Source organism: Paenibacillus sp. USHLN196 (genome assembly GCF_037144955.1).
Classification (GTDB): Bacteria; Bacillota; Bacilli; order Paenibacillales; family Paenibacillaceae; genus Paenibacillus; species Paenibacillus xylanexedens_C.
Genome location: NZ_JBBCYH010000010.1, coordinates 47,064 through 71,016, shown reverse-complemented (window position 1 = coordinate 71,016; position 23,953 = coordinate 47,064). Strand labels below are relative to the sequence as shown.

The 23,953-nt window shown below is 47.1% G+C and carries 27 protein-coding genes; 1 reads left to right on the top strand and 26 read right to left on the bottom strand.

Features of this window, described 5'->3' with window-relative positions:
- Positions 1-12: 12 nt before the first annotated feature.
- From WFI24_RS22590 to WFI24_RS22515, 16 genes are all read right to left on the bottom strand, one after another.
- Positions 13-543 carry a cell wall elongation regulator TseB-like domain-containing protein gene (locus tag WFI24_RS22590; RefSeq protein WP_336764401.1) on the bottom strand — a complete coding sequence of 177 codons (531 nt, stop codon included), beginning with the start codon at positions 541-543 and terminating at the stop codon, positions 13-15.
- A 39-nt stretch (positions 544-582) separates the two neighbouring features.
- On the bottom strand, positions 583-1,887 hold the full coding sequence (locus WFI24_RS22585; protein ID WP_336764399.1) for an amidohydrolase: 1,305 nt from the start codon (positions 1,885-1,887) through the stop codon (positions 583-585).
- Entirely contained in the window at positions 1,874-2,527 is a 654-nt protein-coding gene (locus WFI24_RS22580; protein ID WP_336764397.1) for a redox-sensing transcriptional repressor Rex, read from the bottom strand. Before WFI24_RS22580 ends, WFI24_RS22585 begins: the two co-directional genes overlap by 14 nt.
- 216 nt (positions 2,528-2,743) lie before the next feature.
- On the bottom strand, positions 2,744-5,605 hold the full coding sequence (gene dinG / locus WFI24_RS22575) for an ATP-dependent DNA helicase DinG (RefSeq protein ID WP_336764396.1): 2,862 nt from the start codon (positions 5,603-5,605) through the stop codon (positions 2,744-2,746).
- Between the two features lie 144 nt (positions 5,606-5,749).
- Positions 5,750-6,397, bottom strand: coding sequence for a tetratricopeptide repeat protein (locus WFI24_RS22570; protein ID WP_145322427.1), 648 nt, complete (start codon positions 6,395-6,397; stop codon positions 5,750-5,752).
- Between the two features lie 93 nt (positions 6,398-6,490).
- The gene (panD, locus tag WFI24_RS22565; protein WP_017687742.1) at positions 6,491-6,874 is read right to left on the bottom strand and encodes an aspartate 1-decarboxylase; all 384 of its coding nucleotides are present in this window, start codon (positions 6,872-6,874) and stop codon (positions 6,491-6,493) included.
- On the bottom strand, positions 6,867-7,763 hold the full coding sequence (gene panC, locus WFI24_RS22560; RefSeq protein WP_336764393.1) for a pantoate--beta-alanine ligase: 897 nt from the start codon (positions 7,761-7,763) through the stop codon (positions 6,867-6,869). Before panC ends, panD begins: the two co-directional genes overlap by 8 nt.
- Positions 7,760-8,635 (bottom strand): 3-methyl-2-oxobutanoate hydroxymethyltransferase, encoded by an 876-nt coding sequence (panB, locus tag WFI24_RS22555; RefSeq protein WP_336764391.1) that lies wholly within the window; start codon positions 8,633-8,635, stop codon positions 7,760-7,762. The genes panC and panB overlap by 4 nt, the downstream gene beginning before the upstream one ends.
- 346 nt (positions 8,636-8,981) lie before the next feature.
- Entirely contained in the window at positions 8,982-9,959 is a 978-nt protein-coding gene (locus WFI24_RS22550; RefSeq protein WP_336764389.1) for a biotin--[acetyl-CoA-carboxylase] ligase, read from the bottom strand.
- Complete coding sequence (locus WFI24_RS22545; RefSeq protein ID WP_336764387.1) at positions 9,946-11,244, bottom strand: CCA tRNA nucleotidyltransferase; 1,299 nt, start codon at positions 11,242-11,244, stop codon at positions 9,946-9,948. Before WFI24_RS22545 ends, WFI24_RS22550 begins: the two co-directional genes overlap by 14 nt.
- 61 nt (positions 11,245-11,305) lie before the next feature.
- Positions 11,306-12,466: an N-acetyl-alpha-D-glucosaminyl L-malate synthase BshA gene (gene bshA, locus WFI24_RS22540; RefSeq protein ID WP_336764385.1), complete on the bottom strand. Its 1,161-nt coding sequence runs from the start codon at positions 12,464-12,466 to the stop codon at positions 11,306-11,308.
- Positions 12,467-12,566: 100 nt separating this feature from the next.
- Positions 12,567-13,265, bottom strand: a complete 699-nt coding sequence (gene bshB1 / locus WFI24_RS22535) for a bacillithiol biosynthesis deacetylase BshB1 (RefSeq protein WP_336764383.1) — start codon at positions 13,263-13,265, stop codon at positions 12,567-12,569.
- Entirely contained in the window at positions 13,262-13,702 is a 441-nt protein-coding gene (mgsA, locus tag WFI24_RS22530) for a methylglyoxal synthase (RefSeq protein WP_145322438.1), read from the bottom strand. Before mgsA ends, bshB1 begins: the two co-directional genes overlap by 4 nt.
- Before the next feature lie 11 nt (positions 13,703-13,713).
- On the bottom strand, positions 13,714-14,517 hold the full coding sequence (gene dapB / locus WFI24_RS22525; RefSeq protein WP_145322440.1) for a 4-hydroxy-tetrahydrodipicolinate reductase: 804 nt from the start codon (positions 14,515-14,517) through the stop codon (positions 13,714-13,716).
- Positions 14,518-14,599: 82 nt separating this feature from the next.
- A complete protein-coding gene (locus tag WFI24_RS22520) occupies positions 14,600-15,124 on the bottom strand; it encodes a tetratricopeptide repeat protein (protein WP_336764380.1) in 525 nt (174 codons plus the stop codon).
- A 50-nt stretch (positions 15,125-15,174) separates the two neighbouring features.
- Entirely contained in the window at positions 15,175-15,504 is a 330-nt protein-coding gene (locus WFI24_RS22515) for a nucleotide pyrophosphohydrolase (protein WP_017687732.1), read from the bottom strand.
- A 171-nt stretch (positions 15,505-15,675) separates the two neighbouring features.
- Here WFI24_RS22515 and WFI24_RS22510 point away from each other — a divergent pair, with 171 nt between their 5' ends.
- Positions 15,676-16,545, top strand: coding sequence for a YitT family protein (locus WFI24_RS22510; protein ID WP_336764377.1), 870 nt, complete (start codon positions 15,676-15,678; stop codon positions 16,543-16,545).
- A gap of 116 nt (positions 16,546-16,661) precedes the next feature.
- Here the strand turns inward: WFI24_RS22510 and WFI24_RS22505 are convergent, their stop codons facing one another.
- The 10 genes from WFI24_RS22505 to WFI24_RS22460 form a co-directional block, all read right to left on the bottom strand.
- Positions 16,662-17,531, bottom strand: a complete 870-nt coding sequence (locus WFI24_RS22505) for a sporulation protein YpjB (RefSeq protein ID WP_336764375.1) — start codon at positions 17,529-17,531, stop codon at positions 16,662-16,664.
- Positions 17,532-17,597: 66 nt separating this feature from the next.
- On the bottom strand, positions 17,598-18,224 hold the full coding sequence (locus WFI24_RS22500) for a DUF1405 domain-containing protein (protein ID WP_336764373.1): 627 nt from the start codon (positions 18,222-18,224) through the stop codon (positions 17,598-17,600).
- Between the two features lie 110 nt (positions 18,225-18,334).
- Positions 18,335-19,219 carry a menaquinol-cytochrome c reductase cytochrome b/c subunit gene (locus tag WFI24_RS22495; RefSeq protein WP_336764371.1) on the bottom strand — a complete coding sequence of 295 codons (885 nt, stop codon included), beginning with the start codon at positions 19,217-19,219 and terminating at the stop codon, positions 18,335-18,337.
- Positions 19,220-19,240: 21 nt separating this feature from the next.
- Positions 19,241-19,912: a menaquinol-cytochrome c reductase cytochrome b subunit gene (qcrB, locus tag WFI24_RS22490; protein ID WP_017687726.1), complete on the bottom strand. Its 672-nt coding sequence runs from the start codon at positions 19,910-19,912 to the stop codon at positions 19,241-19,243.
- 15 nt (positions 19,913-19,927) lie between these two features.
- Positions 19,928-20,470 (bottom strand): QcrA and Rieske domain-containing protein, encoded by a 543-nt coding sequence (locus WFI24_RS22485; protein WP_145322451.1) that lies wholly within the window; start codon positions 20,468-20,470, stop codon positions 19,928-19,930.
- Positions 20,471-20,663: 193 nt separating this feature from the next.
- Positions 20,664-21,086, bottom strand: a complete 423-nt coding sequence (locus WFI24_RS22480) for a DUF2487 family protein (RefSeq protein ID WP_336764366.1) — start codon at positions 21,084-21,086, stop codon at positions 20,664-20,666.
- A gap of 152 nt (positions 21,087-21,238) precedes the next feature.
- Positions 21,239-21,418 (bottom strand): IDEAL domain-containing protein, encoded by a 180-nt coding sequence (locus tag WFI24_RS22475; RefSeq protein WP_017687723.1) that lies wholly within the window; start codon positions 21,416-21,418, stop codon positions 21,239-21,241.
- Positions 21,419-21,441: 23 nt separating this feature from the next.
- The gene (locus tag WFI24_RS22470) at positions 21,442-21,948 is read right to left on the bottom strand and encodes a gamma carbonic anhydrase family protein (protein WP_336764362.1); all 507 of its coding nucleotides are present in this window, start codon (positions 21,946-21,948) and stop codon (positions 21,442-21,444) included.
- A 44-nt stretch (positions 21,949-21,992) separates the two neighbouring features.
- Positions 21,993-23,111 carry a hypothetical protein gene (locus WFI24_RS22465; RefSeq protein ID WP_336764360.1) on the bottom strand — a complete coding sequence of 373 codons (1,119 nt, stop codon included), beginning with the start codon at positions 23,109-23,111 and terminating at the stop codon, positions 21,993-21,995.
- A gap of 234 nt (positions 23,112-23,345) precedes the next feature.
- Positions 23,346-23,945: a histidine phosphatase family protein gene (locus WFI24_RS22460; protein ID WP_336764358.1), complete on the bottom strand. Its 600-nt coding sequence runs from the start codon at positions 23,943-23,945 to the stop codon at positions 23,346-23,348.
- Between the last annotated feature and the right edge of the window lie 8 nt (positions 23,946-23,953).

The following is a 23,953-nucleotide window of genomic DNA, read 5'->3' as shown; positions in this document are numbered from 1 at the left end:
ACTCTATTTGTTCTAACTGTTCGGTAGTGTGTAGACCAGGTCCACCTGTTCTCCATTGCTAAAACGATAAAAGCGATAGTGGTTATGCGTACCGTCTTTATAATACACTTGCCACACATATATTCCATTGACAACTCCGGGCATGATTCGCTTAATCTCCCCGGCAGGAACTTCAGAACTGAAGCGATTGCGAATCTGCGCTTCGGACATGCCATTCTGCAGCAACTCGCTGTGTATAGCGTTTGCACCTGTAGCCGGTTGATTGTTTGCATCGAATTTCACCCAGACCATAACTTCCTGGTTATCCTTATTTTTGCCGATCAGGGTCCAGTAGATGTTGTCAGAGCCTTCTTTATCTCCCCAGATGTACTTTCGCAATTCATCATAGGATGTAATGCCCAGCTGCTCCTGAGCTGCCTGTATGGCGAGCGCTTCTTCCTTACGCTGGTCCTGCGTGACATAAACGTAATAACGCTGAAGTCCAAACAGAATCAGAACCAGTGCAAGTAGCGAAATCCATATCCACTTCTTTTTTTTCTTCAAAAGCCGAACTTCCTTTCCCTATGATGCTCTGTCCTGCTATTAACGAGCAAGCAGACCATCAAATGCCAATTGAGACTCACGCAAAATGCGCTCTTCATCCAGCGTCAGACATTCTCCATGTTTAACCACTTGTTTTCCATCCACCCATACGTGCTCTACATCTTTAGCAGAAGCCGAGTAGATCGTATGTGAGATCAGGTCTGTATGTGGATAGAAATGTGCCTGTTCAATGTCCAAGGCGATAAAATCAGCCTTCATGCCGACCTGGAGTGCTCCGGTATTGTTCAAGAAGATGGATTTGGCACCGTATGATGTTCCGAGTAGTAACGCTTCGCCTGCTGGCACTGCCGTCGGGTCACCAGACACGCCTTTGTGGATCAATGCAGCCAGTCTCATTTCCTCGAACATATCCAGGTTGTTGTTGCTTGCCGGTCCGTCTGTTCCAAGTGACACGGTAACTCCCGCTTTCAGCAAAGCAGGTACCCGCGCAACACCGGAGGCAAGTTTCAGGTTACTACCCGGGTTATGGGATACAGCCACATCATGACGCGCCAGAATCTCAATCTCTTCATCATTCAGATGCACCGCATGTGCAACCAGGGATGGACGGGAGAAAAAGCCCAGTTTCTCCAAATGTTCCACAGGACGCAGGCCATAATCAGCCACATTCTGCTCCACTTCACGAAGCGTTTCCGACATATGGGTATGGAGCGGAAGGTTTAGGTCGTTTGCGACCTGTACAAGCTTCTCTATGTAGTCAGGAGGGCATGTATATGGTGCGTGTGGCGAGATTACGGTTGTAATACGACCATCTGCTTGTCCATTCCACTCACGCGCAAAAGCAGCCGACTCCTCCAGCTTCCGCAATTGCTCTTCTTCCGAGCACAGCCCAATGACACCACGTGCCAATGCTGCTCTAACGCCGGACTGTTCCACGACTTTGGCAACCTGATCCATGTGGTCATACATGTCCAGGAAGGCTGTAGTTCCGCCTTTCAACATTTCAAGCACCGATAGCGAAGTTCCCCAATATACGTCTTGTGAAGTCATTTTCGCTTCCATCGGCCACATTTTTTCCTGCAACCATACTTGCAGCGCAAGATCGTCTCCATGTCCTCTGAGCAGCGACATTGCTGCATGACCATGCGTATTGATCAGACCCGGCAGGAAGAACAATCCTTTTCCATCCACTTTGGTACAATTTTCGTCTCCATCCGGCAATGTCTCACCAATATGCACAATCTTGTCATTCTCGACAACCATGTATCCTTGAACCACATTCCATGTTGCGCCTTCATTAACGGCAAATTTACCGTTGTGGATTACCCATCTATTTGTTGTCATCTTCCTCTTCGTCCTTTCCAGTCTCCAAGTAATAGGCCAAACTAAGTAGATCCGTCGTAAAGTCAGCATGGTGAATGCGGATATGCGGCGGTGTTTTTAGAATTGTTGGTGCAAAATTAAGGATCGCTTCAATTCCCGATTCAATAAGCTGATCGGCTACATTCTGGGCTTCCGTATCTGGAACCGTAATAATTCCAATGCGGATGTTGTCTGTTTTAACTGCTTCCGTCAATTCGTTCATAGGCTTCACCGTCAAACTGTTGATTTGACTGCCAATTTTCGGTCCGTATGCATCGAATACAGCAACAATCTTCATATTGTCTTTCAGATATGCGTTGTAGTTGGACAAGGCCTGTCCGAGATTACCCGCGCCTACCAGAGCTACATTAATTTGCTGATCAATCTTGAGGATGTGACGAATCTTTTCGATCAAATAGGATACATCGTACCCGATCCCTTTACGACCAAAATCACCGAAGTAAGCCAAGTCTTTACGAATTTGGGCCGGATTCAGATCCAACCTTTGTCCAAGCTCTTGAGAAGAAACAGTGGCCACCTCACGCTGATGCAACTCGCTCAAATAACGCAAGTACACAGGCAAACGTCGTACCACCGCTTCCGAAATTTTATCTGATTTCATTCTTGCTCCCCCTTACCAAGGCCACGATAAAATAATAGATGAAAGATGAGCATCCTGTATAAATTTAAAGATAAACGTGACATTTTATACAGAATGCTCCTTGTAATTTAGGTTATAAGTTCTACGTGCAACTGCTTTAATCGGATACGGAAATATCTAATAAAGTTTAACGCCAAACGATAGTGTCATGCAATGATATAACGAACATAACAACCATTATTCTTGTTCTGTAGCAGGTTTTTCCAACCACTCGGTAATTCGTGGCACCATCTGCTCTGTAAGCATATGCTCCATTTTGGGACCAGGTAATGAATATAAAAAGAATTTACCATAATACGCTTCGATCACCCGTGTATCATAGACAATCACAATACCTCTGTCCTTCGCTGTACGCACCAATCGGCCAAATCCTTGCTTGAAACGAATGACCGCTTGTGGCACAGACAGTTTCATGAACGGATTTTTCTTCTGCTCCTGAAGCAACTCACTCTTGGCTTCCACCAACGGATGATTCGGTGGCTGGAAAGGCAGTCGCACAATAGCGAGACAGGTTAGCGCCTCTCCCGGGATATCTACACCCTCCCAGAAGCTGCTTGTGCCCAGAAGTACCGTTGCTTTGGCATCTTGGAACCTGCGTGTCAACTTGGAGCGACTTCCACTGTCAACGCCTTGCCCCAGCAACGAGATATCGTTACCAGACAAAGCCTCCTTCAGCGGATCATAGACCTGTCGCAGCATCTTGTATGAAGTAAACAGAACCATCATGCGTCCACGAGTGGCGATTGCGGTCTCTGCGAGTGATTGCACCAGCATATTGACAAAGTGTGCATCCCCCACACTGCCCTTCACACTTGGGAAATCACGTGGAATCACCAGAAGTGCCTGATCGCGATAGTTGAAAGGTGAAGGCAGCATCGACGTTAACAGTCGATTATTCTCGGAGGCTTCCTGCAAGCCCAGCTGTTCAATCATGAACTGGAATGACTTATCTACCGAAAGCGTGGCCGATGTAAGCACAACACTTTTCTTTTTATCAAAAAACAAATCCTTAAGCTGTGCACTGACATCTACAGGTACGGCATACAGCTGGAGAGATTTACTGCGGAACTGGCCGCTGGCTTCCATCCAGTACACCGTTTTGGCATCATCCATACGCATGAAGAAACGTAGATTCTCCTTCAATGTGGTCAGATCTTTCAGTAGACCTGTGATGTCCGTGATCAGGCTGTCGGATTGATAATCATCCTGATCTTCTTTCACTTCAAGCAGCAATTTGTCCCCTTTGCGAACCAAATCGCCTAATGTCACATAGATCTGGTTCTCCAGATCCTGCAGCTCTTGCCATTTGGCCGGTTTCTGAGATGCCTTCAAACGCAGGGAAAATTGCCCTGTTTCTCCCGGTGAAGCATCACTTCGTTCAGGTAAAAGGCCGAACAAGGCATCACTCATTCGATCCCATAGCTCTTTAACTTCAAGAGCGAGCGGGAACATCTGATCCACCATCGAGCCCCATTGCACCGAATTTTCATGCCCGGATAACTGCGAACGAAGCATAGGCAGCTGACCATTACGACTGTCTTTAAACAGGCGGGTCAGTGTATGAACCAAGGTGAAATATTTCATATGCATTCCAAGATGCTTACCAGCGACATCCTCCAGATGATGTGCCTCATCGATCACAAGACTCTCATAGGCTGGTAGTAACTGATGCGCTGCTTTTACATCCGTAAATAATTTAGAGTGATTCGTGATTACGATATCCGACAACCCTGCCTCATGTTTGGCGCGATGGTAGAAACATTTGCGGAACCATGGACAGGATCTACCCAGACAGGACTCGGATTCGCTCTGTACCGTCTCCCAGAAGTCTCCTCCACGTCCGCTAAGGTTAAGTTCCTCATCATCTCCAGTTTCGGTCTGCGTAAGCCAGACAATCATCTGAGCCGCTGTGAAATAATCCTCTTTCGGGGTAGCGAATTCACGTTTATTGATTTTGTGTTCAAATTTGCGCAGGCACAGGTAATGTCCACGTCCTTTGAATACAGCAGCCTTAAACGGAAACGGAACCACTTGGGTCAGCATCGGAATGTCTCGCTCTCTCAATTGCTCCTGCAGATTGATCGTATGCGTGCTGACCATGACTTTCTGTTCTTGCTTCACACTTTCGTAAATAGCAGGCAACAGATAACCCAGAGATTTACCAGTCCCTGTTCCAGCCTCAATCAAGAGATGCTTCTCTTCGTCCAGAGCTTGCCTTACACTGCTGAACATCTGAGTCTGCGCTTCGCGCTCTTCATAATGATCCAACGTATCCTTCAAATTTTCTCGGACCTGATCCATAAACTGTTCGAAACTTACACCATCAAGGGGGTTACCCTCACGCTCATCGCGGGGTGCACCAATATCGGTCCAATCACTCACATTAAGAGCAAGCTGACGATAATAGGTATGTCCGTCCAAGTCCTGAATCGGCTCTGCTTCCTTCTCACTGCGCATTCCGTCCAAGAACCAACCCAAGTCACTGTCTTCTGGTGCGAACAGGTCGCTGAGCCGCTGAATCGTTATGAGCGGTAATTCCTTCAACTCATCCAGACACTTAAGCAGCACATAAGCTGTCGCCAGTGCATCACTGTCTGCCTGATGAGGGCGATCATGCTGAAATCCAAATTCAGAAGATACATAACCGAGTTGATAAGAACCAAGTGATGGGAACGTAATCTTCAGAAAATCAATCGTGTCCAGAATGCGACCAGTGAACGGTAAATAACCGCAACGGTCGAGAGCATTCTGCAAAAAGTGAAAATCAAAAGCGACATTGTGTCCAACAAGAACCACATCATTAAGCAGCGGAACCATTTCCATCATCATCTCTTCGAGTGATGGAGCGTCCGCCACATCTTCATCGGTAATACCCGTTAACCCCGAAATAAACGGGGGAATCGGTACACCAGGGTTCACATAAGAACTATATATTTGAGTTATGCTGTAGTCATGATCTATGATGGCAAGTCCGGCTTGTATAATCTCACCGTCGGACTGCGTGCCGGTTGTTTCGAAATCCAATACGGCAAATTTCATTGCAATGTACGGTCCCTTCCATTCCAGTCTATGTTACAGCATAGCAAAAAAAAGGGCATTTGAAAATTAACTGACAAAAAAGCGGTGTCCCCGCCGCTATGCCAAAGGAGGGAACACCGTTTTCTTGTCGCTGAATCCCCCCCTTTAATGGAGGGTCGTCAGCTGATTTGCATATTGCAATTTTCCTCTGTTCAACCTGCAAGCTTCCATGTTGTACAGTGGTTCGGTCAATGTTGGGTCATGCTGAAGGGCCTGTGCAAAGAGTGAACATGCAGCTTCCGGATTCGCAAGCTTGGCTTGAATACAGCCCAGGGCATTACATACAAGCCCTTTCAAGCGTGGAGAACCCTTAAGGTACATGATCTGCTGCAAATGTGTCCCGGCTTCCGTCATTTGTTCCAAATTCAGATACGCGAGCGCCAGGTAAAAACGAGTCAATGCACTCTCCGGATGGTCAGCCACAACCCGGGAGAACTGCATGATCGCCTGTGGATACATCTGTAACTTGAAATAACCCTGCCCCCGACTGAAACATTCCAGATGGAGTTCAGGCAGTGCGGTGACTGCTTCCTGTTCAGGTTCAAGGGAAGCGGGCTTATCCATCTCCCGCTCCCGCACTTGGCTCATCTTTTCTTCAAACATCAGCCATTCATCCAGCATTCCGTCACTCATCCGCTTGAGCAAGTTCCACTTTTGCAGCAATTCCTGTTTGTTCAGGCCTTCAGCGGAAGGATAGCTCTTGATAATTTCATCTAACATGTCGTTCATTTCTGCGAAAACATGCTGGAACATCGATGCATCCCCACCCTTGAAAAAATGGATTAGTGCAGTGACCTGTACTCATTTTTTGCTTCAAGGGCCGATTTCATTCTCCTTACCAGTCGATTACATAATCGTCGCGTGAACTTCCTGCTTCATCGTTTGTACAGGTTTATTCTGTCCATCTACAAATACAACCGTTGGTTTGTGAGTATTTGCCTCTTCTTGAGACATCATGGCGTAGGAAATGATAATGACGTTATCTCCGGGCTGTACCAGACGGGCAGCAGCACCGTTAAGACATATGACCCCGCTTCCGCGCGGTCCTGGAATTACATAAGTTTCCAGACGTGCACCATTGTTATTGTTCACAATTTGCACTTTTTCGTTTTCCATCAGATCGGATGTTTCCATCAAATCCTCATCTATGGTAATGCTACCCACATAGTTCAAATTGGCTTCCGTTACCGTAGCCCGGTGAATTTTGGATTTCATTAGTGTTCTAAACATGGGACAGCACCTCCGATTTTTGCAACCTTATATTGTCAATCAATCTTGTATTTCCGAATTTCACGGCAAGTGCGATAAGCAGATCGTCACGTCCTTGAACTTCTTCCTGATCTGCGAGCGGCTCCAGACTAGGAAAAGACTGAATCTCTGCGTAGTCAATAACAGCAAGCGGTGAGCTTGTAATCTGCTCACGCAAGATACGACGGATGTCTGCGGCGGTTATAGCCAAACCTTTATCTGCGGCTTCCTGGGCTGCGCGCAGTGCCTTTGACAAAACCAATGCCTGAGTACGCTGTTCAGCACTAAGATAGACGTTACGTGAACTGAGGGCAAGGCCATCCTCTTCGCGAACAATCGGACAAGGTACAATTTCTACAGGCATATTCAAATCATTCACCATCTGTTGAATGACAGCAACCTGCTGGGCGTCTTTCATCCCGAAAAATGCACGCTGAGGCTGTACGATGTTGAACAGCTTGGAGACTACGGTCGTTACCCCGTCAAAATGTCCTGGACGGGAAGCCCCGCATAAGCGCTCAGTCAATTGTGAAACTGATACCGTTGTCTGCGTTGCCTGTGGATACATCTCTTCCACAGAGGGAATAAATACGATATCAACACCTTGTGAACGTGCCGTTTCCACATCTCTGGCTTCATCCCGCGGATAGCTGTCAAAATCTTCATTTGGACCAAATTGAATCGGATTAACGAATATGCTCAATACCACGACATCGCTCTGTTGTCTGGCTGCTTGCATCAAGCTTGCATGACCTTGATGCAGATACCCCATTGTCGGTACCAGACCTACAACGGACGCACTGGACCGGATCGCTTGACGCTTCAGGCTTAGCTCTTGTCTTAACTCTGCGATTGTCCGTAATACTTTCATGAGTTACTCTCCACCTTTTCCTTTTGTTTTCCATACAGTTGATCCAGCACACCATCCGTAGCGTTGAACACGTGCTCCTCAGCCGGGAATGAACGATCTTTAACTTCCTTCACGTAAGCTTCGATGCTGGTTCTGATTAATGTTCCCACATCTCCATACGTTTTGACAAAACGTTTAGGTGTATAAGGAGAGGCGTATTGAACCACATCGTGGAATACCAGCACCTGACCGTCACAACCTCTCCCTGCTCCAATCCCAATGGTAGGGATGGACAGCTCCTCCGATATGGCCCGAGCGACTTCTTCCGTGACCAGTTCAAGCACGATACCGAACGCACCTGCCGCTTCCAGCGCTTTAGCTTCGTCCATCAGGCGTTTTGCATCCGCTGCATCTTTACCCTGAATCCGGTAACCACCGATCTGGTTAACAGATTGAGGTGTCAGTCCGATATGTCCAAGAACAGGCACACCTGCTTGCACGACCGCTCTGACGGTGTCCGCTATTTCGACTCCGCCTTCCATTTTGACTGCATGGGCATGCCCCTCTTGCATCAGTCGACGTACACCCTTAAGTGTCTCATCCACGCTGCCATGATAAGTCATAAAAGGCATATCAGCCACAATAAATGTCTTCTCTGCCCCGCGTACTACGGAACGTGTGTGGTACACCATGTCGTCGATGGTCACCGGAAGAGTGGAGTTATATCCCAGCACTACATTGCCAAGTGAATCCCCTACCAGGATCAGATCAATACCTGCTTCTTCTGCAAGGAGAGCTGTCGGATAATCGTAAGCCGTGATCATACTGAGCGGCACGCCATCCTGCTTATATTTTTTCATTTTCACAATATTCAACGCTTGTTTGTTTGCCATTTCCTCTCATGGCTCCTTTCTTCTTTTCAAATAAACACAACAAAAAAACCTTTTAGTTTTCCACTAAAAAGTCCCGAAAAGTCAAAAAAGAGTCACTTGCGATCGTCCCTTCTGTCTCGGTCCTCTTCGGCTCAGAGCAGAATCCAACAACTCACTTTACTTATTTCATACTTGTACTGCTGTCTGTCTGCCTGTGTAAAACACGTCAAAGCAGAACAAAGGTTACTTTTGCCGGAGTGCAATTCGGTCTGTAACAGCCGATATCGCCTCACGAACACAGTATACCAAAGTTCTGCTCAAACTTCACGTCTTATGTTCATTTTACCAGTGAAAATTCGACAAATGTCTACGATTTCCAGGAGACCTCACCAGAAATGACGAGTACATGTTCTCCATTATGTTTCTCCACAACAAGTGCGCCAGAAGGGTCCAAGCCGATTGCCTTCCCTTCAATGATACCTTGAGGATTCGTCACTGAAATCTCTCGATTCATCGATACGGACAGGGCCTCCCAAAGAGCTGAGATGACACCGAATCCTTCTTTTTGATACAAAAAATACAGTTGTTCCAATTCCGTCAAAATGGCAGCCGTGAGCTTGGTGCGATCAACGGATTGGCCCGTCTCCATCTTGAGCGAAGTAGCGATTGTAGTCAGATCTTCCGGATAATCATCGGGATCAAAGTTCACGTCCACACCTATACCTGCAATACAGTATCTGACTTCATGATCTTCCACCGTGGATTCAAGCAATATGCCACACACCTTGCGTCCATCTATCAACAGATCATTTGGCCACTTGATGCCTGCATCAGCTCCTGTACAAGCCCTTACCGCACGACATACAGCTACACCTGCTAATAAAGTAAGCTGCGGCGTGTGCTGAAGTGGTAAATCAGGGCGCAACAGGACGCTCATCCAGATTCCTTTACCCGGAGGAGAGAACCACTTTCGACCAAAACGGCCTCTTCCCCCGGTTTGTTCTTCCGCAATGACTACAGCGCCTTCGCCCTGCCCCTGCTCAGCTAGCTTCAGAACATCCCCTTGGGTAGACAAGGTCGTGGTCAGCAGAATGGCCTTACGGCCAAATACAGTTGTGTCCAGTGCCAATTGAAGGGCAGTGGCGTCAATGCTGTCCGGCTTGGTAACCAGACGATACCCTTTGCGGGATACAGCCTCGAACTCATAGCCCATGTCACGCAACTTGTTCACATGTTTCCACACAGCAGTCCGACTAATGGATAGATTACGGCTGATCTCCTCACCCGAAACGAATCGTCCTTCAGCATTCAATAACATATGTAACAGATCTTCATGCTTGGTCATCTTGAACCACCCGCTTCACTTCTGCGCTTAGCGCTTCATGCTGATTCGCTATCGTTCCAATCGCCGTTTCTCTTAACAAATGTTTCATTAGTTGTCCTAGCCAAGGTCCGCCTTTACGCTGCACCATCTGCAACACTTGTTCACCTGTGATATCCAGTTCTTTCAAGTCATGCACAGGGATGGATTGACTCCATTCGGCAGCAAGGTCTTGAACCACAACGACTTGCACTTCTGCTTGGTCAGACTGATTCCGCCACCCAGCTGGCAACAGCGACTGTATCCTAAGCCAATCATCCGCAGCCTGAACGCCCGAAGCCAGAACAGTAACAATCCAATCGGATCGCAAGCTGGCCGTGTCCTTCTTTTCCTGAACTGATGAATGAATCAACTGCTCTACCTGAAGTACTCCTGCGATCCGGGAGCGATGTTCATTGGAGAATGTCCACTGACGTAATAAAACATCTGCTTCATCTTTGCTAAACCCGCCAGCAATCAGGATAAGTGACCACCGAAGTAATATATGCTCACCTGACAATTGTTCCAGATTGGATAACAACGTCTTGTTGAAGCGAGCCGAACTAACTGGCGCTTTGATATGTGCAAGCGCATCACTTCTGTATAACAGCTCCAACCCTCTCAATGGATGCGGACCCGACATCATTTTTACCATCTCGGTTCGTACCCGTTCCATCGCTATATGTTGAAGCAGGTCTCTCTGCCTAACAAGACCCTTCCACGTATTATGGGCGATTTTGAAATTAAATACCGAAGCAAACCGAACACAGCGAAGCATCCGGAGTGCATCTTCACCAAATCGTTCCAACGCAGAGCCCACACATCTGACTCGCTCTTCCTTAATATCTGCCTGTCCACCGAAGGGATCAACAATTGTCCCAGTGACATCCATGGCAAGAGCGTTCATCGTGAAGTCACGCCGCTGTAAGTCTTCCTTAATATCTTGGACAAATTGAACCGCAGCAGGTCTGCGGTTATCCTGATATTCGGATTCTGTTCGAAACGTGGTAACCTCAAAGTAGTAGCCGCCTGAACGCACTGTCACCGTTCCATGCTGCAGGCCCGTAGGAATGCAATCATCGAATAATTCCATGACTTGCTGAGGAGAAGCTGATGTCGTGATGTCCATATCGTCTACAACTCGTCTCAGCAATTCATCACGGACACAACCGCCCACCCAATATGCCTTATAGCCCTGTTCATTTAATCTTGTGAGTACATTCTCACTTTGAATTGCCATTTCACGATCTACCTGTGTCCATTGAACCACCACATATCACCTCTTCTCTTGCCTGTTGTGGTATGCACAGTATGATTTCGCCAAGCAACGATTAACCGCAAACCGGTTTCAGATTTGGAACTTCCCTTCCCAGCACCCGGTAGTAAATCTGTTCATATTCATGCCGTATGGCATCATTGCAAAAATCATGATGCGCGCGCTGGAGACATGCCTCCCTGAACTCCGCAGCCAAACGGTCATCCGTCAACAAACGGATGGTGTTCTCGGCCATGGATTGTGTATCCCCGATTGCGGATAGGAAACCCGTCTTACCATGTAAGACCAGTTCCGGAATTCCTCCGGCCCGTGAACCGATCGTGGGTACACCGCAAGCCATTGCTTCGAGCGCCACAAGTCCGAAACTTTCCTTCTCCGATGGAAGCATCAACACATCCGCCATGGAGATGACCTGAGCGATGTCATCCTGTTTGCCAAGGAAATGAACCTTATCATTCAAGCCGAGATCATTAATTTTCCACTGCATCTTCGGCAAATCAGGCCCTTCACCAACAAATAGCAGTTTGGCTGGCACCTGCTCCTGTACCTGACGGAAGACCTCTACCACATCCTGAGTTCTTTTCACCGGTCGGAAGTTGGAGATGTGCATTAATATCTTTTCTTCTGGCGCAGCGAAGTCTCTCCGCAGGCTGGCAGCATCCCGCGGATAATATATTCGTTTATCAATAAAATTATAGGTCAAATCGATTGGACGCTGAATATCCAGCAATTCTACCGTTTCACGAATCAAATCTTGTGACACTGCAGTGACCGCGTCACTTTCATTAATGGCCAGACGGATTAGATCCTTCAGAGATTCATCCTGAGCCAAAACCGTAATATCGGTTCCATGTAACGTGGTAACCACTTTGAGGCCATCCCCTACCATCTGTTTCGCGAGAAAGGCACATACTGCGTGAGGCACGGCATAATGAACATGCAGCAGATCTAGTTGCTGTGACTTGGCCACCTGAGCCATCTTGGTAGCCAGTGACAGATCATAAGGGGGATAACGGAAAACATAATAATCGTTCACTTCAACTTCGTGATAAAAAATATTTTTCTGGAATGTACCCAGTCTGAACGGGATACTGTTAGCAATAAAATGAACCTGATGTCCCTGTTCGGCAAGCAATTTGCCCAGCTCCGTTGCGACAACCCCAGACCCTCCGAGGGACGGATAACAGGTAATGCCGATTTTTAACTTTTGATCCATCCGGTGGACGCTCCTTTGATCTCCCGCGTAATGCAGGTTGATGTAAATGCAACGGAATAATGAAACGATTCGTTCATTAACTCGTACAATGTAAAGTCATTTATTGGGCAGCTGTGCCAAATTGTTGAATCACGTAAGGTGTGATTGTAGCAAAACCTTCTGCAAACGGGATGAGACTGCGTTGTCCCAGCAACGAATCACGAGCTCTTACACGCTCGATATACCCTTGATTCAATGGTGTGGAGACCGCTCCGTCTCCCAGTTCGAATTGGGAACGATAACAGAGCAACGAAGTTTCTTTTTGCTCATAGTGTTCCGTAATATCCACAATCAAATCCGTAGGTCCAATGTCATTAATAAAGTAAAAATAAAGTTCCTTCACTTGTACGGCAGGCATGTCCGGCATGTAGTTCCGAAGCTTGGCATTAAATACAGCCTCCTGCACCAGCTTGCTGCAATTGACATGATCCGGATGACGATCTTCCCAATAGGGAGCAAACACCACCCGAGGGGCATGACGGCGTATCTCAGCCGTTACCGCCTGAACATGCTCAGGCGTGAGATATAATCCCCGATCAGGCAGAGCTAGATTCGTTCGACACGAAAGACCGAGGACGCGGGAGGCTTGCTCCGCTTCCTCGGTTCTGCGCTCTACTGTTCCGTTGGAAGACATCTCAGCCCGAGTCAGATCACACACGCCTACTTTCAAGCCCGCAACGGTATGTTTGGCAATGGTTCCAGCCATACCAATCTCCGCGTCGTCCGCATGTGCTCCAAAGATGAGAATATCCAGACTCATTCGGAATCACCTGAATTCAGTCCAGCCTCCGGCTTGTATTTATGTACCAGTTCTCTCCAGCCGAAATCGCCACGATCCAGAGCCTTAACCAGGATTTCAGCAGTTGCGATATTTGTAGCAAGTGGAATTCCCTGCACATCACAAAGACGCAGCAACGCATTAATATCTGGCTCGTGTGGTTGTGCCATCAGTGGATCGCGCAGAAAAATAATCAGATCCATCTCATTTTGCGCAACCAAAGCTCCAATCTGCTGATCTCCACCCAATGGGCCTGATTCGAATCGATGAATCTGCAACGAGGTTCCTTCCATAATACGAAGCCCTGTTGTTCCAGTCGAGTACAATTGATGGTCTGTAAAGACAGGCTCATATGCCGTCACGAAGTTAACCATCTCTTCTTTTTTGCGATCATGGGCGATAAATGCTATTTTCAACATGACAATCTCCTTTAGTCGATAAAGTGATCAAATCCGTAGATGAGTCCTGTATATTCCATAACCTTTTGTACGCCAATCTTAACACCAGGCATATACCCCGCACGTTCATAGGAGTCATGCCGAATTTTAAGCGACTGGCCATAATCTCCGAATACCACTTCCTGCTGCGCAAATACGCCAGGTAGTCGTACACTGTGAATTCGGAAGCCATTGTAATAACCGCCGCGTGATCCTTCAATCGTTTCTTCCTCATTCGGATTACCTTGACGAAGTTCTTCACGATTAGCAGCAATCAGTTCCGCTGTTTTGATCGCTGTTCCTGAAGGAGCATCCAGCTTCTGATCTCCGTGATATTCAATGATCTCCACATTCGGCATATGCTTGGCAGCCTGTGCTGCGAATCGCATCATCAAAATGGCACCGATCGAGAAGTTAGGGGCAATAAGCCCTCCGATTCCTTTGTCCTGACACTGCTTGTCCAACTGTTCGATCTGCTCCGGCGTGAAGCCGGTAACACCCATCACAGGTCTAACTCCATGACGGATCGCGATCTCAGTATGTGCAAAAGCATATTGTGGCACTGTAAAATCAACCATGACCTGAGGTTTTGTCTCGGCAAAGGCCATTTCGATATCATCAGTCACCAGTACTCCACACTCTGGCAAACCAACAAGTGTTCCGGCATCGGTGCCCGCACCGGAGCGGTTGACTGCAGCTGCAAGCTCCAGTTCCGGGTCCTGAAGTACCAATTTCACGACTTCACGGCCCATTCGACCAGCCGCTCCGATCACGGCAACTCTTATTACTTCACTCATCTTGACTGCATCTCCTCGCTATATTGGATCATATGGTTGAATCCATTTCAACTTGACTTGGATACCCTTGTGAAATGAATTCTTATTGAATAGATTTCATACGTTGCTTGATTTCCTGTAACATCTGATGCAGCTGTCCGTTCTGCGGGTCCAATAAGATGGCCTCACGTAACACCTGAATTGCACAATCAAATTCATTTAAGTCACTGTAAGCCAGTGATAGCATGACATGAGCTTCTACTGAAAGAGGATCAAGTCTCACCGCTTCTTTCAACAGCGTAGACGCTTCCACATAACGCTCCTGTGTTGCAATCCCCCCCTGCTCCAACAACAGCTTGGCTCTGGAGGTCAATTGTTTTGCTTCCAATGTCTGCAGGTGCAAAATATATTCCTCTGTTCCTGCCGACATTGCAACCGCCTTGCGCGCATATTCAAGCGCCGGAACCAGATGATTGCTACGTGCGTGGGTAATGGAACAGCGATAATATAACTCCGCATGCTGCGGATGAGCATGAATGGCTGATTCGAACCAACGAATGGCCTGCTCAAAATCATTTTGCAATATACAGCGATAAGCCTGCTGCATATATTCTTCCGGTTTCATCATTAAGCTGACCCTCCCCGATCGGGTGATGGTACAGCATATGTAATCTACGCCTAATCGGTGTTTTTGGGAGTCCACCGATTGGCATCGCGGGTGTTAAATTTATGCATGACTTTATCGTGCGCCTCAGCCAGATCAATACCCAGCGAGTTCGCAAAACAAATCGTGATAAATAAAATATCTCCGAGCTCAAGTTCAATGGAATTGGCGGCTTCGGAAGACTTCTTGGGCTTCTCACCGAACTCGTGATTCACTTCCCTGGCAAGCTCCCCAACCTCTTCAGACATTCGGGCCAACATGGCCAGAGGACTGAAATATCCCTCCTTGAACTGGGAGATATACTGATCAACCTCACGCTGCATTTCTGCGATGCTTTTCTCCATGAGAACGGATTCTCCTTTTGAAATGATGTCGTATTTGTTCCTAATAATATCAGTTATTTAGATTCACTTCCACCATCATCAGGACAAATCATTTTTAAAGAATCAATAAACAGGTATACTAAGATGGGAATGACTGCTTCTCATTCTAATTCATCTACAGTGAGGGATCTTATGAGCACTGCCAAAACCTGGGTTCAAGTCAAACTGGTTCTGCCCATCCTGCTGGGTACAGCCTTATATGCCTTCGGGCTCCTCTATTTCATTATCCCCAACCAGCTTATGGAAGGTGGTCTCACCGGGGTTACGGTGCTGATCAATTATGCATTCGGCATTTCACCTTCACTCACAACGCTGATTCTTAACGTCCCTCTATTTCTGATCGGGCTTAAAGTTTTGGGCGGCAGACAGATGATCTATACCGGTATCGGGATTGGGGCATTGACCGTTTTTCTGTGGTTGTTCGAGAAATTGATTCATTGGGGCTGGATTGAACCATTACATACCGAGAATGACCTCCTGCTCGCAGCCCTGTATGCAGGTGTTACCCTTGGAGCCGGTCTTGGCATTGTATTCCGTTGGGGCGGAACGACGGGCGGCTCAGACATCATTGCTCGTATTCTCAACCGCAAGTATGGATGGAGTATGGGGCGAGTATTACTGGGCATTGATTTCGTCATTATCGGGCTCTCTCTCATCTACATCCCCAAGGAAAAAATTCTGTATACGCTCGTAGCGGTATTTATCGCCTCCAAAGTCATCGACTTTATTCAGGAAGGTGCATATTCCGCCCGGGCATTTATGATCATCAGTGACCATGCACCCGAGATTGCGGATCAAATCACACGGGAGATGGATCGTGGTGTTACCCTCATTCCAGCCATTGGCGCATACTCTAAACAGGCCAAACACATGGCCTACTGTGTTATATCCAGGCAAGAGTTCAGGCGATTGCAGACGATTGTACGTTCCATTGACCCTAGAGCTTTTGTCATCATCAGCGATGTTCATGATGTACATGGAGAAGGTTTCAAAGAAAGTTGATGTACTACACAGAGACAAAACAAAACCTCTTTTCGCATGAAGAGCCGTTATAGTGGCTGTTTATGTGAAAAGAGGTTTTTTAATATACGAGGATCAGGGATCAGGTTCATGTCCTATTAGCGCCGAAAAGGAAATATACCCTGCTGCTGTGCACGATATTTACGGTATCCGGCATAACTTAGCGTTGCCACAATGACCGAACTAATAAGCAACCCGGCGGCCCTGCGATCCGGACCCTGTACAAACGGTACGAAGGCACTCTCGTCCTTCTCCCGACCAAATAACTGGTTCACCAGTTCCTCACCATGGCCCACCATGCTCTTTAACTGAGCTAGATCTGGCTGCTTTGCAGTGGTAAGCCCTTTGGTATGAGATAACCAGGCATCCATCTGAGCAATCTCATACGGTTCACGGCGAATCAGTGCGGCAGGACGAATCGTCTCGTAATGTTCCTCCAGAACGGCGTAGCGGTTTGCCAGCACGGCCGCAGTTTGACCCTGATTTGTAGCAGCAGATAAAGCATCCAGATCGTTTTTCACGATTTTATAATACTGAAGCCATAACGGCTTGGTCGGATTTGCGAGACTGTCTGCTGCAAGTCTTAGTTTGGCAGAGGACTGCTGAAGAGAGGCATCATCATTCTTCACCTTCACAATGGCTTGTTTCACTTCAACTATGGTTTCGGACAAGGCATGAATGCCCTCTACTGTCGTTTGTCCCTCAAAAGAGATATGCTCCAGACTTTTACTGATGCGCAGAATGCTTCCTCGCACTTCTTCAATATTGTTCTCAAGTGCCTGACGATACAATATGGCTGCTTCTTCATTCAGTTGTGCAATTGAATTGCTTGTGGACACTTGCTGATCTGAACTCGAATTCAATCCTTCACTGTGTGCGGATACACGATATGCTAAGTTCGTCCACAGCAGCAGAGCCATGAACGATACCACCAATAAGCCAGTCTTGATCCTGAACGTTCCCTTCATGGACATCCCCCCCACCATCAATGTATGGCGGCGGGCAGTTCCTTAGAACAAGCTCAAGATCGGATATCAGGTTCGTTTCGCTTGTCTCAGCGCAAGCCAAGCACACAGTATACTCACTAGCGTCAGCCCGAAAGTGAAATTGCGTACGCCATCTACATGATCGTAGAGGGAGGCGGGCAACCAAGGGTAAATATCATATGTATAATCCATCGTATCGTTCAAAAGCGTCCAAAGACCTGCAACGATAAGGGCTGCCCAGCGGAAGCCGAAAAACCGCACATATATAAGAGCTTCAATGGCCATCGCACTATGCGAAGCAATCAACATCCAGTCTTGCCAGTGCTGTGTACCCCCTTGCATCCACCCAGCGAAAATAATGGATACGGCCCACACGCCATATTTCACAGATGTGACTACGGCAAGCGCCTGAATCACATGTCCAATCCGTTTAATAATGATGGACCTTGGTGGATACAGGATCCATAGCAACGCTAAGGTGAAAAACAAACTCGCCGTCGGGCTATCCGGAACAAATACGATCTGCCACACCGGTTGCTCGGCCAGCGTCATTTTCATTTGATCACCGTACCAGATGTAACCGTATACCGTTCCTACCGCATTACACCAAAACAAAAGCCACAGGAAATAACGATTCGTTAGAAATTCCCTACTCCAGAAAAACGATAAAGCCACGTTCCCTGCCCCTTCCTTCTTCACATGTTTTGCACGATAACGTGCTGCATCAAAAACACTTCAAAAAACCTGACCGCATAAACGATCAGGTTTCATTGGTTATTTCGATTTTACTGTTCTGCTTTCTGTTTCGCAAGCCATTCGGTCAGATGAGTAATCTCTTCATCCGTAACACCTTGAGCAATAGCATTATTATACTGAGGCTGCATTGCATTGTAGCCTTCTTTGATAATGGTCAGAATCTCTTCCTGGCTGTGCTTGTCACCTATGCCTCGAAGCGAAGGTCCAGTTGCGCCCTTCATATCAGCCGCATGGCAGCCAATACATCCGGCCTTCTTGTACGTTTCCATTGCAGGGTCATCCTGCTCCACGATGGCCACTTCCTCTTGCTGTCCAGGTGCATTGGAAATGGGTGGAAGCCCCTGTTCATGCCTCTCCAGCGCTTCTTCCTCACGCTGAATATGTTCAGGCTTCTGTCCTGTCGCTTCCAACTCATGCTTGTAGTGCGTCCATGCCACGTTCGTCAGGTAAAATACAGCAATGACCGACAAAATCATCAACGATGAAGCTATGGGACGTTTATAGAAACGTCGCTCCTTGCCTGTGTCCAGGAACGGTGCAAGCAGTAAAGCTCCAAAAGCGACTCCACTGACTCCCAGTACCCCGAGCAGGACGTAATCGCCTGATGCGTATGGATACTTCAGATACTGATACAGAAAAAGGAAGTACCAGTCCGGCATGGGAATAACGGATGCGCTCGGATTGGCCGGATATCCCAAAGGTGCAGGTTCTGAGATCGTGAGAACCAAAATCCCTACCAATACAACGACACCAACCATCCATTCTTTCAGCAGGAAGTTGGGGATAAAGGCTTCTGATTTGCCGGGATACGCCGTGTAATCAGGCGGGGTAATGAATCCCGCCCCTTTACGGACGCGTGAATCACCGACAAAGATAACCTTTTCCTCATCATCCTTCTTATGTCCGTGAGCCATTGCGATTCCTCCCTTCTCAGTTTATAGTGGTCCCGAAATGCCCTGTCTGCGGATCATGATAAAGTGTCCGACCAGAAGCACCAGAAGCACAGCGGGGAGGAAGAATACGTGCAGGGCAAAGAATCGGGTTAGTGTCTGTGCACCAACAATCGTACCGCCTTGCAGGAATTCTTTGATAATTGGTCCCAGCCAAGGAACCGTGTTGGCAATCTCCAGTGTCACTTTTGTTGCAAAATAGGCTTTGTTATCCCATGGTAGCAAGTACCCTGTGAGCCCCAGGCCCAACATGACGAAAAAGATCAGCATGCCGACAACCCAGTTCATTTCTCGCGGTGCCTTGTAAGAGCCTGTAAAGAACACACGCATCGTATGTAAGAACATCATTACGATAACCAGACTGGCTCCCCAGTGGTGCATGCCGCGAACAATTTGGCCGAAGGCTACTTTGGTCTGCAGATACTCCACACTTGCGTAAGCATTGATAATATCAGGTACGTAATACATGGTCAGGAACATGCCTGACAGAATCTGAATAACAGTAATAAAGAACGTCAATCCACCAAAGCAGTACACGAATGCGGAAAAGTGATGAGCCGGATTTACATGCTCTGGAACTTCATGATCCGCAACGTCCCGCCAAATTGGCGTGATGTCGAGACGCTCGTCAATCCAGTCATAGACATTTTTAAACATCTGCGTTCACGCCTCCTAATTCACTCGGGTGTTCGGAACAATGTCGCCCAGATATACCCAACCCTGCTCTTCCTTAACTACGTACTCATCCAGCGGTTTGGGGGCTACGGCAAGATTCTTCCCTTCCTTGTCATAGTGCGCGCCATGGCAGGGGCAATGATACTCGTCAGGATAACTTTTGTCACTATTCCAGCCCACTGTACATCCCAGATGTTTACAGATAGGTGAGAGCGCATAAATTTTACCCTGCTCATCTTTGCGAATCCAAGCCACCAACGATGCATTACTCAGATACCAACCATCCTGTTGTTGAAGTTCAAAGGTGAATTCTTGAGGTTCATTCGTAATTTTGCTGATTTCAGCTACTTTGACAGAGGTGCCTTCTCCCTTATGCTGCAAAATCGGGTCCACCGCAAAACGGACCATGGGAAGAATTGCACCGGCGGCCATGTAGGCTGTAGCTCCACCAAGCGTGTACGTCAAAAACTGCCTGCGTGACATCTCCATGCGGCTTGGCAATTTCATCGAAGCTTCGTGCTGGTCATGCTCACTGCTCATACTGTCTCCAACCCCCTTTTTCAGCCAACTCTCTCAAACGTTTTCATTTTCATAAATTCCACGACTTACTAGAACATACATAATCATATAGTAGCCCTAGAACACCGTCAAGAATTTGTCACACATTTTTAAGGTTCAATTGTAAGCGTTATTAAAAAAGTGTTGTAAAATTGTCACATTTATCACATAAAACTCACTTTTTCCACAACTCTCGTATTTTCTCCCCGACATATCTCGCAATCCCCTCTTCTCCGACCTCACGAGTTAATGTTAATCGGCTCAAAACCAAATCAGCAGATGGAATTTCCATATCCTCAAACTGACCATCAGATGACATAATAACCACATATTTGAATCCTGAAGATTTAAGCTGGGCGGACAAGGAATTTAATGTCATTGACATTTCCGAATTAGCATAATGAAAGGCTGGATAAGTCATGATTCTCCCTTTGAAAGGAATTTCGACCATATCCAAAAAATCTCTCAGCCGCTCCAGTGCCTCGGTAGCTTCAACTGGCGACTGCTCACCGCTAAGAGCTGTGTATGGAATAAGGCATGTATCCAGATAGAGTTGCAGTTCAGCCCAGCTGTCTTGAGTCATCTCACTGAATTTCAATTCCCTATATCCCCTTTCTATCCATTTTATTCCCATATTATATATGAGCATATCTTATAAATCCAGACAATCATTTTGGAATTACACATATCAAAAAAGGGAACACGCATCTGCGCATTCCCTTTTATCTCAGAAAAGATGTATTTAGCCCATCAGTTTATGGTCCTCAGTTCATCCGTCAGACTCCGGAAAGCTACTTCGTCTCCGGTAGCTAACGCTTTATCGATTTCCAAATAGAGCTTCTCGCTGCGCTGTTTGCGAAGCGCTTCGTCCCACACCATCTCAGCTGCTAGCCCCAACATGACTTCATACGTAACTTTCATTTTATCCAATAGGATGCACCTCCAAAACGGATTTAAGAGCTCCTATATTCTTTCCCTTTGGTAACATAACCCAGTGAAGTTCTGGACATCCGCTCCAAATCAGCATCAGTCAACTCACGTATCACTTTGGCAGGTGTCCCCAAAGCAAGAGTATAGGGCGGTATTTTACTATTTTCAGTAACTACAGAACCGGCGCCAATCAGCGTATATTCGCCAATGTCGGCTCCATTCAGCAGAATGGCTCCCATGCCAATCAATGACCCTGTTCCAATACAACAACCATGAATGATCGCTGAGTGTCCTACCGAAACATTGTCTCCCAAGATCAAAGGTTGGTCTGTGTTGACATGCCCAACAGCATTATCTTGAATATTACAGCGCTTTCCAATGATTATAGGAGCCAAATCAGCCCGTAGGACTGCATTGAACCAAACGGAAGACTCTTCTCCCATTCTCAAATCACCGATCAGTTTTGCACCTTCAGCTATGTATACCGAAGGATGTAACTGAGGTTGTATACCTTTGTATGGAATTATCATTCATATCACTCCTTAATTTGGGAGTGATTTTAGCAACTTGTCCTTCACTTGTCAAACATAATGGGTGTCGTGTCTCCTGAGATGGAGCGGCAAGATGCAGCAAGACGCGTACCCCAAGCTGTCATCTGAACAGTCCGGCCTTCTTCGTGTTCCCCAATACGGACCATGCCAAGATGCAACATCATTTTAATAATTCTGTTATCATATATGGCCTCGGCCGTATCATAATAGAACGGCTGAATGAATGGACCGATCTGTCGAAACAGTGACTCGGCGGTTGACCATTCAGATGCACATTCGCCTGTCCAATACACAATAGAGGACAGATTTGGAATAGCGCCTTTATACAATCTTAACCAAAACCTAAATAGCTGTATCATTTCAGCTGTTTTCTCAGCCCCCAGCTTGTCTTCTCCAGCTGGCGATAACATCAGTGTACCTTGCTCTTCGCGAACCAGCCGATGGTGAAATGCATAGTCATAGAGAAGGGCGAAACGATCCGGATAATCCTTGAACGAACGGCCATATCCGAATCTCCAACCGGCCTTGCCTACCAATTCCTCGCTGATGTGCAGATGCTCCATAATCTGCTGTTGAGAGCGGCGATACATCATACCTTCAGCGTTAAGGGCAATTTCATGCTGCTGAACAAACTGCAGGAACAACTTGAGATCGTCCGCCAAGAGATGATACTCATCCCGATACATGGGGGGTTCCGTTGTTTTCGTAATCCCTGTTCGCAAATGAGTGGATAGGACATCCCTGAATCTTAATTTCAGATCCTGAGGTACCTGATACAGATATCGGGTCTGCTGCGTCGTCCCATTGAACAACCATCCACTTTTATTGAAGCGGACGATAAGATCACGTGGACTTGCTCCAGCCTCACTCTCCTTTTTATCCATCGATTGACGAGCTATGGCAACGAGTTCTTCCATACCATAGTACTGGCGAGGATCGAACAACAAGTTGTTCAAGAAGCGCTGATCTGCTTGATTCAGTTGACGTACCTGCTGCTCAAAAAAGGGTCTGCTGCCCAATGTGGTGAGAATACTCTGGATGAGTTCATGTTTGGAGTTGGGCTTGCATTCACATTGGTAATAGTCTGCTATTCGATTAAGCTGGCCAATATCGGCAAAAGTAAGCATATCCGCTAGATTCATGGGTCCATCGCCTCGCCCGTTAACTACTTCGGCTGCTGATTCGGGGCCTGAAATAGTTTGGTTTTGTAAACATCGTTGACGGAATTCCCACAATCTAAACCTCTTTTTGGAAATCTTTTATGTTTTAAAATCATACTATGCCTCAAGTTGGTTAATCAGAAGAAAAATGAGAGGTTTGAAATCATATAAAGCCTTTCTTTCCCCATAAAACGCAAAAAAACAACCCAAGTTGGATTACTCAGGTTGTTTCGCTGTGTCTAGAGACAGATGTCGTGTACAATTATATAACAGCGGACTCCAGTCATCACGTTCCTTCTCCAGGATCGTTAGTGACAGGTTTCCAATCCGTTCTGTATACCGATCTTTATACAAGGCCGTTAACAGGTTGGCCAGAAATGCTCCATGAGTGACTATAAGCACGTTTTGATCCGGATAGGCACACCATAGATCTTCCAGAAATGCCAGTGCACGAATCTGGATATCCGCAATCTGCTCCTGTCCCAGATCAAGCGTCTCCCAGGCTTGGCCCCAGCGGGCAACCCGCTCCTCTGAAGTCAGACCTTCAATCTGACCAAAAGCCCTTTCTTTCAACCGTGCGTCCGGTTCAAGCAAAGGTACATTCAACAGTTTGGAGATAATCTCCCCTGTTTCCTGTGCCCGTGATAATCCACTTGTGATGATATAGTCCCATTGGTATTCTTCCGTCAGCAGACGTCTTCCCAGGCGTTCGGCCTGTTCACGACCTTCTCCATTCAAAGGTATATCAGTCTGCCCCTGAATACGGCCCGCCGCATTCCAGTCTGTAAGACCGTGACGAATAAGTCCGATTCGCACTTACATCC

Bases quoted from the DNA above. Each gene is read 5' to 3' on its own strand.
- panD (WP_017687742.1), bottom strand. From the start codon at position 6,874: ATGTTTAGAACACTAATGAAATCCAAAATTCACCGGGCTACGGTAACG.
- dinG (WP_336764396.1), bottom strand. From the start codon at position 5,605: ATGAAATTTGCCGTATTGGATTTCGAAACAACCGGCACGCAGTCCGAC.
- WFI24_RS22570 (WP_145322427.1), bottom strand. From the start codon at position 6,397: ATGTTCCAGCATGTTTTCGCAGAAATGAACGACATGTTAGATGAAATT.
- WFI24_RS22510 (WP_336764377.1), top strand. From the start codon at position 15,676: ATGAGCACTGCCAAAACCTGGGTTCAAGTCAAACTGGTTCTGCCCATC.
- WFI24_RS22585 (WP_336764399.1), bottom strand. From the start codon at position 1,887: ATGACAACAAATAGATGGGTAATCCACAACGGTAAATTTGCCGTTAAT.
- WFI24_RS22465 (WP_336764360.1), bottom strand. From the start codon at position 23,111: ATGAATCTAGCGGATATGCTTACTTTTGCCGATATTGGCCAGCTTAAT.
- panC (WP_336764393.1), bottom strand. From the start codon at position 7,763: ATGAAAGTATTACGGACAATCGCAGAGTTAAGACAAGAGCTAAGCCTG.
- WFI24_RS22495 (WP_336764371.1), bottom strand. From the start codon at position 19,219: ATGGCTCACGGACATAAGAAGGATGATGAGGAAAAGGTTATCTTTGTC.
- WFI24_RS22485 (WP_145322451.1), bottom strand. From the start codon at position 20,470: ATGAGCAGTGAGCATGACCAGCACGAAGCTTCGATGAAATTGCCAAGC.
- WFI24_RS22515 (WP_017687732.1), bottom strand. From the start codon at position 15,504: ATGGAGAAAAGCATCGCAGAAATGCAGCGTGAGGTTGATCAGTATATC.
- mgsA (WP_145322438.1), bottom strand. From the start codon at position 13,702: ATGTTGAAAATAGCATTTATCGCCCATGATCGCAAAAAAGAAGAGATG.
- WFI24_RS22470 (WP_336764362.1), bottom strand. From the start codon at position 21,948: ATGATAATTCCATACAAAGGTATACAACCTCAGTTACATCCTTCGGTA.
- bshB1 (WP_336764383.1), bottom strand. From the start codon at position 13,265: ATGAGTCTGGATATTCTCATCTTTGGAGCACATGCGGACGACGCGGAG.
- panB (WP_336764391.1), bottom strand. From the start codon at position 8,635: ATGGCAAACAAACAAGCGTTGAATATTGTGAAAATGAAAAAATATAAG.
- bshA (WP_336764385.1), bottom strand. From the start codon at position 12,466: ATGGATCAAAAGTTAAAAATCGGCATTACCTGTTATCCGTCCCTCGGA.
- WFI24_RS22520 (WP_336764380.1), bottom strand. From the start codon at position 15,124: ATGATGAAACCGGAAGAATATATGCAGCAGGCTTATCGCTGTATATTG.
- qcrB (WP_017687726.1), bottom strand. From the start codon at position 19,912: ATGTTTAAAAATGTCTATGACTGGATTGACGAGCGTCTCGACATCACG.
- dapB (WP_145322440.1), bottom strand. From the start codon at position 14,517: ATGAGTGAAGTAATAAGAGTTGCCGTGATCGGAGCGGCTGGTCGAATG.
- WFI24_RS22580 (WP_336764397.1), bottom strand. From the start codon at position 2,527: ATGAAATCAGATAAAATTTCGGAAGCGGTGGTACGACGTTTGCCTGTG.
- WFI24_RS22505 (WP_336764375.1), bottom strand. From the start codon at position 17,531: ATGAAGGGAACGTTCAGGATCAAGACTGGCTTATTGGTGGTATCGTTC.
- WFI24_RS22550 (WP_336764389.1), bottom strand. From the start codon at position 9,959: ATGACCAAGCATGAAGATCTGTTACATATGTTATTGAATGCTGAAGGA.